This is a genomic window from Pseudomonas sp. NFX71 (assembly GCF_048079215.1).
In the GTDB taxonomy this organism is placed as follows: Bacteria; Pseudomonadota; Gammaproteobacteria; order Pseudomonadales; family Pseudomonadaceae; genus Aquipseudomonas; species Aquipseudomonas fluorescens_B.
The window spans coordinates 4,402,845-4,414,272 of the sequence record NZ_CP182230.1 but is presented as its reverse complement, the minus strand read 5'-3'; the positions used below and the strand labels follow the sequence as shown (position 1 = coordinate 4,414,272).

At 59.7% G+C, this 11,428-nt stretch carries 11 protein-coding genes; 7 read left to right on the top strand and 4 right to left on the bottom strand.

Features of this window, described 5'->3' with window-relative positions; genetic code table 11:
• Window positions 1–20 precede the first annotated feature (20 nt).
• The gene (locus ACM1ZW_RS20665; protein WP_416739205.1) at window positions 21–221 is read left to right on the top strand and encodes a Com family DNA-binding transcriptional regulator; all 201 of its coding nucleotides are present in this window, start codon (window positions 21–23) and stop codon (window positions 219–221) included.
• Window positions 182–1,033, top strand: coding sequence for a DNA cytosine methyltransferase (locus ACM1ZW_RS20660; protein WP_416739204.1), 852 nt, complete (start codon window positions 182–184; stop codon window positions 1,031–1,033). The genes ACM1ZW_RS20665 and ACM1ZW_RS20660 overlap by 40 nt, the downstream gene beginning before the upstream one ends.
• 678 nt (window positions 1,034–1,711) lie before the next feature.
• Here ACM1ZW_RS20660 and ACM1ZW_RS20655 read toward each other — a convergent pair.
• Entirely contained in the window at window positions 1,712–2,587 is an 876-nt protein-coding gene (locus tag ACM1ZW_RS20655) for a LysR family transcriptional regulator (protein ID WP_414884525.1), read from the bottom strand.
• 112 nt (window positions 2,588–2,699) lie between these two features.
• Between ACM1ZW_RS20655 and ACM1ZW_RS20650 the strand changes: the two genes are divergently transcribed.
• From ACM1ZW_RS20650 to ACM1ZW_RS20640, 3 genes are all read left to right on the top strand, one after another.
• Window positions 2,700–3,911 carry a YbfB/YjiJ family MFS transporter gene (locus tag ACM1ZW_RS20650; protein WP_414884526.1) on the top strand — a complete coding sequence of 404 codons (1,212 nt, stop codon included), beginning with the start codon at window positions 2,700–2,702 and terminating at the stop codon, window positions 3,909–3,911.
• A 57-nt stretch (window positions 3,912–3,968) separates the two neighbouring features.
• Complete coding sequence (locus ACM1ZW_RS20645; RefSeq protein WP_017337919.1) at window positions 3,969–4,967, top strand: NAD(P)H-quinone oxidoreductase; 999 nt, start codon at window positions 3,969–3,971, stop codon at window positions 4,965–4,967.
• A 99-nt stretch (window positions 4,968–5,066) separates the two neighbouring features.
• A complete protein-coding gene (locus ACM1ZW_RS20640; protein WP_416739203.1) occupies window positions 5,067–6,023 on the top strand; it encodes an alpha/beta hydrolase in 957 nt (318 codons plus the stop codon).
• A 3-nt stretch (window positions 6,024–6,026) separates the two neighbouring features.
• Here ACM1ZW_RS20640 and ACM1ZW_RS20635 read toward each other — a convergent pair whose 3' ends face one another.
• From ACM1ZW_RS20635 to ACM1ZW_RS20625, 3 genes are all read right to left on the bottom strand, one after another.
• A complete protein-coding gene (locus ACM1ZW_RS20635) occupies window positions 6,027–7,841 on the bottom strand; it encodes an ABC transporter ATP-binding protein (RefSeq protein WP_414878849.1) in 1,815 nt (604 codons plus the stop codon).
• Window positions 7,842–8,003: 162 nt separating this feature from the next.
• Window positions 8,004–8,600 carry a DUF6338 family protein gene (locus ACM1ZW_RS20630; protein WP_416739202.1) on the bottom strand — a complete coding sequence of 199 codons (597 nt, stop codon included), beginning with the start codon at window positions 8,598–8,600 and terminating at the stop codon, window positions 8,004–8,006.
• A gap of 170 nt (window positions 8,601–8,770) precedes the next feature.
• Window positions 8,771–9,799, bottom strand: coding sequence for an AraC family transcriptional regulator (locus tag ACM1ZW_RS20625; protein WP_414878847.1), 1,029 nt, complete (start codon window positions 9,797–9,799; stop codon window positions 8,771–8,773).
• Window positions 9,800–9,967: 168 nt separating this feature from the next.
• Here ACM1ZW_RS20625 and ACM1ZW_RS20620 point away from each other — a divergent pair, with 168 nt between their 5' ends.
• Together ACM1ZW_RS20620 and ACM1ZW_RS20615 are read left to right on the top strand one after the other, a co-directional pair.
• A complete protein-coding gene (locus ACM1ZW_RS20620; protein WP_017337914.1) occupies window positions 9,968–10,819 on the top strand; it encodes a 3-hydroxybutyryl-CoA dehydrogenase in 852 nt (283 codons plus the stop codon).
• Window positions 10,806–11,408, top strand: coding sequence for a TetR/AcrR family transcriptional regulator (locus tag ACM1ZW_RS20615; RefSeq protein WP_033037264.1), 603 nt, complete (start codon window positions 10,806–10,808; stop codon window positions 11,406–11,408). Before ACM1ZW_RS20620 ends, ACM1ZW_RS20615 begins: the two co-directional genes overlap by 14 nt.
• Window positions 11,409–11,428: the final 20 nt, after the last annotated feature.

The window sequence follows — 11,428 nt, the reverse complement described above, 5'->3', positions numbered from 1 at the left end:
GCAACTCAAGGGATTTAATCATGCAAGAAATACGCTGTGGCGAATGCCACCGCAAACTCGCCGTCGTCAGCGGCTTTACCGAACTACAAATCAAGTGCCCGCGTTGCCGGACACTCAATCACCTGAAGGCCCCGAGCCTCCTATCCGAATGCCGTGAGCATCTGCCCATAAAAGAGCAGACATGCCCCAGCCCACTATTGGAAGCCTGTTCGCAGGTATAGGAGGTTTTGATGTCGGATTCGAAAAAGCAGGCTACCGCACCGCCTGGCAAGTGGAACTCAACCCAGTTAACCGGGCTGTCCTTGCCGATCGATTTCCACACGCCACCCAGTTCGAAGACGTCCGCCACTGCGGCGCACACAACCTCAGCCCCGTTGACGTCATCACCGGCGGCTTTCCCTGCCAAGACATCAGCCTTGCCGGCGCCAGACCCAGCAACAAAGAAACCCGAGGCCTTCGTGGCCAACGAAGCGGCCTATTCTGGGAAGTCATACGAATCCTCAAAGAGACACAACCTCGCTGGGTGGTGCTTGAGAATGTCGTTAACCTGCTCGCTATCAACGATAGCCAAGACTTTGAAACAGTCATCCGGGCCCTTGCGCAGTGCGGGTATGTGGGATTCTGGCGAGTGCTTAATGCTCAGTATTTCGGAGTCCCCCAGCAACGTCGTCGCCTATTCCTGGTCGCCGGTTATCGAACAATGCCCCCCATGGAGCTGCTGGCTGACGCCGCGCCAGTGGACGCAATACCTCCAGCGTCTAGCGCGATCCAATGGCCACGCCCCGCGGATGCATGGGCTGCCAATACTCTCCTGGCGAACAAAGCAGGATCACAAATCGCTATGGGCTGTAACACTTTCGTCGCTGAACCGCACCGATGGGATCAGATGGTTGAGCGGCAGCGAGCGTCTGAAAATGATGGGATTTGCCTCGGACTGGATGCGGCCAACCTTGCAGAGGCTTTCTCTGCCGGAAATGCCGTCGTTTCGCAAATCGCGGAGTGGATTGCGCGGAAGTTGATTCAAGTGAGGTGACATCAAAAACCATGCGCGTTGTGAGCCATGCCGCAACGCGCATTGTTATCGGGACAAACAGTTACGCCGCGGTCCTGTACCGCTCTTTCAGTACCTGTCGGACGGATAGGCAATCATGGACACGCCATTCCCACGTGCTTTCCAGCTCCTGGGCTGCTTCCTTAACGGTTATTCCCGGGTACAGCTCGACAAAAGTCCCTTTTTGGGAGCATCGAAGATTAACAACAGCGTTATATTTTTTTTGCCAGGCACCAATCAATCGTTGGGCGTCGCTATAGGCAGAAATCACATCGCTCACACTGTCAAAACCCAGGTCGTAAACTCCGTGAGTTTTGATCGATAGGACGAACCGCATTCCAAACTCCTTTTCTCCTCCCTAAGGCACCGCGCCTTAGGGAGGCATTTTTTAACAAAAATGCTCCCGAACAGTATGTAGGATGTTTCCTTATCGATATGACACCAAGGTTTGGCCAAGGGTATTTGGCCAACCTTGCAAAGGCGTTATGCTGCCGAAAAGCGAATCAAAACGGACTAGAGCGAAAACGGCGGAGAGCATCGTCTCCGCCGTTTCGAAATTCCTTTGCACCACATGCAAAAAATCCAAGCGCCATTTATCTAGCCGAAGCCCCCGAGCTTTTCGCGCCCGGCATCAGGAGCGAGGCTGCGATCTTTCAAGCTTTACTCACCCGTCCCCGAAAACACCGCCACAATCTCATCAATGACCACACGAACCCTGGCGGTATGCCGCAAATCCTCGTGGGTCACCAGCCACACGTCATACGGTACCGGTCGCGTGCGCTCTGGCCACAGCCGGACCAGCCCGTCCCTCTCCCCCATGTACACCGGAATTTCCCCCAGTCCGATTCCGGCGGCAATGGCTCGGCGCACCAGCAGGCCGGAACTCAAGCTCGACACGATGCGGCCGCGCCCCAGCGGTTCCGAGACCAGCGTCATGTCCTTGTGGCCCTGCAAATACGGCTGATACACCACCAGATCATGCCCCTCGAACGCGGAGCCCGGTGCCGGCACGCCGTGGGCGTCCACATAGTCTCTGGAAGCAAACAGTCCCACCGGCCAACGCGCAATGCGCCGGGCGATCAGGTCCGGGTTATCCGGTCGGGTGTTGCGAACGGCGATGTCGGCTTCGCGTTTCGACAGGCTGATAATTTGCGTCGAAGCGTCCAGTTGCACTCGCACGTCGGGGTGCTGCTCATGCAAGCGGGCAATGGCCGGGATCAGGAAGTCGATGGCCATGGAGTCCGTGGTGCTGACCCGAACGGTGCCCGTCAGTCGATCATCAAGCCCTTGAATCCGTCGTTCGAGCTCCAGAGCGGAATGCTCCATTTTTTCCACAGCTTTCAACGCCGCCTCGCCCACCGCCGTCAGCGCGTACCCCTCGGACGTGCGCAGAAACAGCGTCGCACTCAAGGACTTTTCCAGTGCCGTGATTCGCCGCCCGACGGTGGCCTGATCAACACCCAGCACCCGCGCTGCGCCGCGTAGCGTCGATTCCCGGCAAACCGCCAGAAAGACTCGCGCGTCATCCCAATTCATACGGACCTCCACTGATGCATATATGCATCACGATAGCGCAAACTCGCTGCGCTAATGAATCAGTAAACCTGGATAAGCTGGGCACCTGAAATAAACCTGCAGGACAGCCCCCATGCTCAGCACATCATCCACTCCGCGCAGCGCGATATGGCTGCCTATATTCGCCGGTCTTTGCGCCAGCCTGGTCAGCATCGGGCTGGCGCGGTTTGCCTACACGCCGTTGATTCCTTCGTTGATCCAGGCGCACTGGTTTTCCACCAGCGACGTGGTCTACCTCGGTGCCGCCAACCTGGTTGGCTACCTGATCGGCGCACTGATCGGCCATCCGCTGGCCCGCCGCACCTCCAACAAAACCGCGCTGCGCCTGATGATGCTGGCGGTGACGCTGTCGTTTTTCGCCTGTGGCTTTCCGCTGTCGGTGAGCTGGTTCTTCGGCTGGCGCCTGCTGTCGGGCATCGCCGGTGGCGCGATCATGGTACTGGTCGCCGCGACCGTGCTGCCGCATGTGCCGGTCACCCGCCGAGGATTGGCCAGCGGCGCGATTTTTCTGGGTATCGGTTTGGGCATTGCCGGATCGGGGACGATTGTTCCGCCGCTGCTGAGCCTGGGTTTGCAGAACACCTGGTTCGGTCTCGGTTTGATTGCGCTGGTGCTGACCGCCGCAAGCTGGTTCGGTTGGCCGTCAGCTGCGCATCCGGCAACTGTCATGCCGTCTGACGAAGAATTCAGTGCGCCGACCGATCCACGGGTTTATCTGTTGTTTGCCCAGTACGCATTCATGGCGGCCGGCCTCGTACCCGCCATGGTGTTTCTGGTGGATTATGTCGCTCGCGGGCTCGGTGCCGGGTCGCATGTGGGTGCGCTGATTTGGGTGATGTACGGTATCGGCGCGATTATCGGTCCGGTGAGCTACGGTTTCCTGGCCGACAAACTGGGCGCACGGTTGAGCATTCGCCTGGTGCTGGTGGTACAGGCGCTTGCCGTGGGTCTGCTGTCGATTTCCAGCTCATTCACCGCCCTGGCCTTGCTGGCAGTGATCCTCGGCTCGTTCCCGCCGGGCATCGTTCCGCTGGCACTGGCCCGGGTTCACGAACTGATCCCGCACCATCACCCGCAGCAAATTGCCTGGAGTCGCGCCACCGTGTCGTTTGCTACATTCCAGGCAATTGCCGGGTTTGCCTATTCAGCATTGTTCAACGCCAGCGGCGGGCATCACGGGTTGTTGTTCATCATCGCGGCGGGAGCCATTGTCGTGGCGCTGCTGCTGGAACCGGGCATGCGCCTGCTGAACCGCCACGATCGGCTGCAATCGGCATTGAACTGAGTCACTGCCACCTCGAAGTGGTCCCATTTACTGAACACCTCCAGACAGGACGCGCCCATGAATCTGCCCCAAACCATGACCCTGATTGAAATCACCGAACCCGGCGGGCCCGAGGTGTTGAAGCCGCGCCAGGAAGCGGTCCCCACCGCCGGTGTGGGCGAAGTGCTGATTCGCGTGCATGCCGCCGGGGTCAATCGCCCCGACGTGATCCAACGGGCCGGCAAGTACCCGATGAAACCCGGCATGAGCCCGATCCCTGGCCTGGAAGTGGCCGGCGAAGTGGTTGCAGTCGGTAAAGACGTGAGCGAATTCATCGTCGGCGACAACGTCTGCGCGCTGACCAATGGCGGCGGCTACGCACAATACTGCGTCGCACCGGCCAGCCAGACATTGCCGATCCCTCAAGGCATGGATTGGGTGCAAGCGGCGGCGGTCCCGGAAACGTTCTTCACGGTGTGGGCGAATCTGTTCGACATGGGTGGCGCCAGCAAAGGCCAGCGAGCATTGATTCACGGCGGCACCAGCGGCATCGGCACGACGGCCTTGATGTTGTGTCGCGAGTTCGGCGTCAAGGCATTCGCCACGGCAGGCAGTGAGGAAAAGTGCGCGGCGATCCGCAAGCTGGGCGCGGAGGCGATCAACTACCGCGACCAGGATTTCGTCCAGGTGATTCAGGAAAAAACCGCCGGCAAGGGCGTCAATGTGATTCTCGACATCATGGGCGGCTCGTACCTGAACTCGAACATCGCGGCGCTGGGCATGGAGGGTCGACTGGTGATGCTGGGCTTTCTCGGCGGCGCCCACGCCAAAGACGTCGACCTGATGGCGATCATGAGCAAACGCGCGACGATCACCGGCTCACTGATGCGCTCGCGGACCCGCGAAGAAAAAGCCTCGATCGCCGAGCAACTGCGCGAGTACGTCTGGCCGGTATTGGCTGCCGGGCGTTGTCTGCCGATGATCGACAAGGTCTATCCACTGGCTGATGCAGCACAGGCTCATGCGCGGATGGAAGGTGGCGATCACATTGGCAAGATTGTGTTGCGGGTGGATTGATCTGCCACAGGGGGCCGTGAACGACTGTCGAAATTATTCCCGCCCCCGCTGCGCTTCTGTTAAAAAACGAACTTCAGTTTTTTACCGATGGACCACCCAATGGCCTCCTCCGTGCTCACTCGTCTTCGCCGACGCTGGCTGCCCTTGCTGTGCATGGCCGGGCTGATTGTCGGTCTGCCCGTGAGTTGCGGGGTGCTTGAGCACACCGAACGCGAGCTGCTGTTTCGTATCGAACCGGGCACCGCTGGCTGGTATCGCGGCTTGCCAAAGGACGTTCAGGAGTTCGACATCAAGTCCGCAAGCTTCAAAGGCGGGCAAAACCTGCATGCCTGGTGGTGGCCCGCCGCGCGGCGGGATGCACCGTCGATCCTCTATCTGCATGGCGTGCGCTGGAATCTGACGGGGCAGGCGTTCCGTATCGAGCAATTGCGCGCCATGGGCTATTCAGTGCTGGCCATCGATTACCGTGGGTTTGGTCAGAGCAAGGGGGACCTGCCATCGGAGGCCAGCGTGTATGAAGACGCCCGAGCCGCCTGGGAGCGCTTCAAGACGATGCAACCCGACGCCGGCAAGCGCCTGATCTACGGCCACTCCCTCGGCGGTGCCGTGGCCATCGACCTGGCGGCTGACCTTGCCGCACAGGCGAAAAAAGACCACGCCGCCGTTCCGGTGCGCGGTCTGGTCATCGAGTCCACCTTCACGTCGCTGGGCGATGCCGTGGCGCAGGTGGCCGAAAGCAACCTGCCGGTGAAATGGCTGCCCGTGCGCTGGTTGCTTTCGCAGAAATTCGATTCCATCGACAAGATCGTCGACATCGATATGCCGCTGCTGGTGGTCCATGGCCTGGCCGACGCGTTCATGCCCTCGCGATTCAGCCAGCAGTTGTTCAATGCTGCCAGCGAACCCAAACGCCTGCTGCTGGTGCCGGGCGGTACGCACAACAACAGCATGAGCCTGGGCGGCACCCAGTATCGCCAGGCACTTGAAGGCTTGATGAAGGCAAAGCCGCCGCAGATGGCCGGGCCGGCGCTGACTCGCGGTACTCAGGATTCCTGAAGACTATCGATAACCTTGCGCCTGCAGCTTGAACAACTGCGCATAACGCCCGCCCGCCGCCACCAGACTGTCATGGTCGCCGCGCTCGAGGATCGCACCCTGATCCAGCACGATGATGTGGTCGGCGTTGCGCACGCTGGAAAACCGGTGGGAAATCAGCAGCGTCATGCGACCTTCGGTGTGCTCGCTGAAATGTTCGAACACCGCCGCCTCCGCCGCCGGATCGAGGGCTGAAGTCGGCTCATCCAGAATCAGTATGTCGGCATCACGGCGCATGTAAGCGCGGGACAAGGCGATCTTCTGCCATTGCCCGCCGGACAATTCCTGGCCCCCCGCAAACCAGCGGCCCAATTGCGTGGCATAGCCGCGATCCAGACGCTCGATGAAAGGCGCAGCCATGCCCTCGGCGGCGGCCGCCTGCCAACGTTGTTCATCGTTGAACGCCAACGTATCACCGACGCCAATGTTCTCGCCCACGGAGAACTGGTAACGGATGTAATCCTGAAAAATCACACCAATACGCCGACGCAGTGCACCTTCTTCCCACGCCTGCAAATCGCTGCCGTCCAGTAGAATTCGGCCCTTATCGGGACGGTACAGACGGGTCAGCAACTTGATCAGCGTGGTCTTGCCTGAACCGTTCTCCCCCACCAGCGCCACACTGTGCCCCGGCACGAGGTGCAGATCGATGCCCTCCAGCGCAGGGCGGCTCGCGCCCGGATAACAGAACCCGACGTTCTCGAACCGCAAACCATCGCCGGGCAGTGCACCCTCGGTGAGATGCCCGGTATCCACGACGACGGGTTCAGCCAGGTATTCATAAAGACTCGACAGGTACAGGCCATCTTCGTAAAGACCGCTGATGGCGCTCAAGCTGCTGCTCACCGCGGTCTGCCCTTGCTTGAACAGCACCAGGTACATGGTCATCTGGCCGAGGCTGATACTGCCGTGAACGGTGTCGACCACCACCCACGCGTAAGCCAGGTAAAACGCCCCCGTGCCCAGCAACCCCAGCACAAAACCCCAGCCATCCCGGCGCAAGGTCAACCGGCGGTCCTCGGCGTAGAGTCGCGCGAACGTCTCGCGATACCGCTTCAACAGCAGCGGCGCGAAACCGAACAGCTTGACCTCCTTGATGTACGCCTCGTGGGAGAGCAGCGTCTCGATGTAGTTCTGCTGCCGACTCTCCGGCGCACGGCGGGTGAACAGCCTGAAAGCGTCACCGGAGAAATGCGCTTCGGCAAAAAATACCGGCAGTGCGCCGACCACCAACAGCACCAGCGCCCACGGCGAAAAATGCACCAGCAACACGCCGAAGCTGATCAGCACGATCAGGTTCTGGATCAGCCCCAGCGACTTCATCACCAGCGCCAGCGGCCGGGTCGACGCCTCGCGCCGCACCCGAACCAGCTTGTCGTAGAACTCCGAATTTTCGAACTGCACCAACGACAACGTCTGGGCTTTCTCCAGAATCATTGTGTTGACCTTTTGCCCCAACTGCACCCGCAACAACGACTGCTGCACTGACAGCGCCCGTTGCGCCCCGGACAGCAAAGCAAGCACACCGGCTTCAAACAGCACGTAACGCACGACCGGCCATAATGGCGCGCTGCCCTGCTGCGCATGCAACTGCATGGCGAACACCACGGCATCGACGATGCGCTGGCCCAGCCAGGCGGCCAGCGCGGGGAGCATGCCAGCGATCAGGGTGGCCAGTACCAGGCCCAGAAACAACCCGCGAGAGGTTCCCCAGACAAGGAGCAAGGCGCGTCTGGCCTGGTCGAGCAAGGAGGTGATGCGGGAGAGGCTCGCAGGCATGTTTATCTGCTGCGCTTGCGTGGTTTCTCGAAGGGTCTTCTTGAAGGTGGAGGACCGAGGGGAATAACCAGCCCGGGGGGTGGAGGGCCACCATTGTGCCACTCCTCCATTAACCGCCGAAGTTCAGCCGGCATTTCTTGCGGTGCTTTGCTTGTCATTTAATCACCCTGTTGTTTTTGTGAACTCGACCCACTGTACCTTTGAAACATCAATAACAATGACTTCGATCCCGGTGTGAAACGGTTTGTTTGCACCATCAATCCAGCTAGGGTACTCGAGAACGAATTGTCCTCGTGCAGGTTGCGACGGCCATTCTGTTGGCCAGCCAAACAGGCGTTTGCCATCTACCAAATGCAGCACTACATATCTTTTCCGCGATAAAAAAGCGCTGTACCACTCGCAAGGATATGAAGATTGCGTGGTGATTTTCAGCTTCCGCAGTAAAGCGTGAAGCTTGTCGCTGCTAGCGATGTGACAGGATAGAAAGCCCAACAGCACCGCTATCACAGCAGACCACAGAGCCTCCGATTTCCTGTCCCACGCGCCGACTGAGAAAAAACGCTCCCCCGTTAAAAGCAGCAACGCTCCCAAACCGACAACCAGCGACTGAATCACAAACGTAAAAATCAACGCCTGGACGATCTGCCCAAAGGTGTCCGGCCGTTTGAACGCCGTCAGCGAGTAAAAAATCCAGGCTGCCAAAAAACCCGGGAGCAAATACTGAAGTAATGGAATCACTTCCTTGACCAAGCCATCCATGCCATTTCCAATCCATTGAAAAGTTCGAACTGGAGCAAATAAATACAGCACTGCAACAGCCTGTGTCATCCATTGAAAATGGAGGCTCGTCACAAGAAATGTCGGGACTACAAGCGGGACTACAAGCCGAAAATCCTCCTACATTTAACAAAGAAAAACTGGACAAAAACTCAATCCAGATCCGACGTCATGTGCTCCTGAAACCGCGCCCGATACCGCCCCGGACTCTCCCCCGTCCACTTCTTGAACGCCCGATGAAACGCACTCGGCTCCTGAAAACCCAGTTGTTCGGCAATGTCACCAATGCTGGCCTTGCTCTGACGCAACTGTTCAAACGCCACGCCGCGTCGCACTTCGTCCTTGATCTCCTGATACGAACACCCTTCACGCTCCAGCTTGCGACGAAAGGTGCTGGGGCTGAGGTGTTGTTCCAGGGCGAAGGCTTGCAGGGTCGGCCACTGGCTGTAATGACTGTGGCGCAAACGCTGATGAACCTGCGACGCCAGGCCATGCTGGTTGCGGAAGCGGATCACCAGCCATTGCGGCGCGGTACGCAGAAACACTTTCAGGGAGGCGAGGTCCTGAACCACCGGCAGGCGCAGGTAGTGGCTGGCGAATTCGATTTCGGTGCGCTCGGCGCCGAAAGTCAGGTTGGGGCCCCAGAGCAAACGATCATCGCTGAGGGCCACGCGTTCATGACGAAAATCCGCACGATCGATGGGGATGCGCCGACCGCCCAGCCAGCACAGCAGGCTGATCATCAGCACCAGAAACGTCTCTTCGCCCAAACGCGCCACATCATCGTTTTGCGCGCAGGTATCCAGGCTGATGACCGCACGTTTGCCGCGCACCGCCAGCGTGCCGCGAAAGTCGCGAAGGAACAGCGCAAAGTTGCTCAGGCACTGGCGCAGGGCTTTGTGCAGATCGGGCTCCTGAATCAAGGCGCGGCATATCAGCGCGAAGCTGCCCGGCGGCATCCCGTGGGAGTCGAGCCGGAAGAACTCGTCGTCGAGCTCGCGGATCTGGATCAGCCAGAGTGCGGCGAACGCACTGGCCGGCACCCGCGCCACGGGCTGTTCGATCAACGCCGGATCGATGCCTGCCTGCTCCAGCGCAGCCCGCCGTCGCTGCGGGTCGTCCCCCAGCCCATGGATCATCGCCTGCACAAAGTAGGCGGCCACCGAGTCCTTTTCCCGCATCTGAACGCTTCGCTCCCCAATTACCCGAATGGCAAAAAACACCAGCACCGTTGAACAGTTTCGGCATAGGACAACCGCCCCGCCGGTTCTAGACTCGCGGCCAATAGTACGCCTTCGGCCGTTGCCTCGGCCAAGGTATCGCAGGGTTTGACCGGAAGGACGTGTGACATGAATCTGCAAAACATCGGCGTGATCGGCGCTGGCACCATGGGCAACGGCATCGCGCAAGTCTGTGCCCTGGCGGGTTTCAATGTGACCTTGATCGACATCTCCGAGAGCGCTTTGCAAAAGGCACTCGCGACCGTCGGTAAAAATCTCGACAGGCAGGTCAGCAAAGACACGCTGACCCAGGAGCAAAAGCTCGCCGCCCTCGACAAGATCCGCACCAGCACCGATTACGCTAGTTTGCAGAACGTGCAACTGGTGATCGAAGCCGCCACCGAAAACCTTGATCTGAAACTGCGTGTGCTGCAACAGATCGCCGCGCAGGTCAGTACCGAGTGTGTCATCGCCTCCAACACGTCGTCGCTGTCCATCACCCAGCTCGCCGCCAGTGTCAGCCAGCCTGAGCGTTTCATTGGCCTGCATTTCTTCAACCCGGTGCCGGTCATGGGCCTGATCGAAGTGATTCGTGGCCTGCAAACCAGCGACGCGACCCACGCGCTGGCGCTGGACATGGCCACGACCCTGGGCAAAACCGCGATCACCGCAGGCAATCGTCCGGGTTTTGTGGTCAACCGGATTCTGGTGCCGATGATCAACGAAGCGATCCTGGTGTTTCAGGAAGGCCTGGCCAGTGCCGAGGACATCGACGCCGGCATGCGCCTGGGTTGCAACCAGCCGATCGGCCCGCTGGCACTGGCGGACCTGATCGGCCTGGACACCGTACTGGCGATTCTCGAAGCCTTCTACGACGGTTTCAACGACAGCAAATACCGTCCCGCGCCACTGCTCAAGGAAATGGTCGCCGCCGGCTACCTGGGACGTAAAACGGGGCGCGGCTTCCATGCCTATGCCTGAGCGTTGCTCACGTTTCGCCGAGTACCGGGACAAGGTGCTGGAGCTGTTTGCCAGCAAGGGGTTCGGGCAGGTCGGCATGCGTGAGCTCGCGACCTGCCTGGGGCTCGCCCCGGGCTCGTTGTATCACCATTACCCCAGCAAGCAGCACTTGCTGCTCGACCTGATCGAGGAGTTCTATGAAGAACTGCTGTCGACGCTGGGGCGTATCGATCAAAAAGCTTCAGCGAAACGCGACAAACTGCAAAACCTGATCCGCGCACACCTGAATCTGCATCAGGAAATGCCCTGGCATTTCCGCCTGGCAGAACGCGACAGCGGTTGCCTGAATGAAGAGCAACAGGCGCGCGTTCAGCAGTTGCGCGAACAGTACGAACGCAAATTACTGCTGATGCTCGGCACCCGCGCCCGCCTCAGCGAACAGGCGCAACGTGCCGCCGCACATGCTATCGCCAATCTTCTCAACAGCGCGCCGAGCTGGCTGGCGCACCAGGCGCTGGAGGAACATGAGCGGGTCGAGATGCTGGAAAATCTCGTGGGCGGGGCCATTGAACGTTTGCTGCGTCCCTCGGCGCCACGCGCAGTGGCCTGAAAGCGCAGTTGCGCAAAGCC

What these genes read in the sequence shown, in the direction of transcription:
- ACM1ZW_RS20665 (WP_416739205.1), top strand. Translation starts at nt 21, where the DNA reads ATGCAAGAAATACGCTGTGGCGAATGCCACCGCAAACTCGCCGTCGTC.
- ACM1ZW_RS20660 (WP_416739204.1), top strand. Translation starts at nt 182, where the DNA reads ATGCCCCAGCCCACTATTGGAAGCCTGTTCGCAGGTATAGGAGGTTTT.
- ACM1ZW_RS20655 (WP_414884525.1), bottom strand. Translation starts at nt 2,587, where the DNA reads ATGAATTGGGATGACGCGCGAGTCTTTCTGGCGGTTTGCCGGGAATCG.
- ACM1ZW_RS20650 (WP_414884526.1), top strand. Translation starts at nt 2,700, where the DNA reads ATGCTCAGCACATCATCCACTCCGCGCAGCGCGATATGGCTGCCTATA.
- ACM1ZW_RS20645 (WP_017337919.1), top strand. Translation starts at nt 3,969, where the DNA reads ATGAATCTGCCCCAAACCATGACCCTGATTGAAATCACCGAACCCGGC.
- ACM1ZW_RS20640 (WP_416739203.1), top strand. Translation starts at nt 5,067, where the DNA reads ATGGCCTCCTCCGTGCTCACTCGTCTTCGCCGACGCTGGCTGCCCTTG.
- ACM1ZW_RS20635 (WP_414878849.1), bottom strand. Translation starts at nt 7,841, where the DNA reads ATGCCTGCGAGCCTCTCCCGCATCACCTCCTTGCTCGACCAGGCCAGA.
- ACM1ZW_RS20630 (WP_416739202.1), bottom strand. Translation starts at nt 8,600, where the DNA reads ATGGATGGCTTGGTCAAGGAAGTGATTCCATTACTTCAGTATTTGCTC.
- ACM1ZW_RS20625 (WP_414878847.1), bottom strand. Translation starts at nt 9,799, where the DNA reads ATGCGGGAAAAGGACTCGGTGGCCGCCTACTTTGTGCAGGCGATGATC.
- ACM1ZW_RS20620 (WP_017337914.1), top strand. Translation starts at nt 9,968, where the DNA reads ATGAATCTGCAAAACATCGGCGTGATCGGCGCTGGCACCATGGGCAAC.
- ACM1ZW_RS20615 (WP_033037264.1), top strand. Translation starts at nt 10,806, where the DNA reads ATGCCTATGCCTGAGCGTTGCTCACGTTTCGCCGAGTACCGGGACAAG.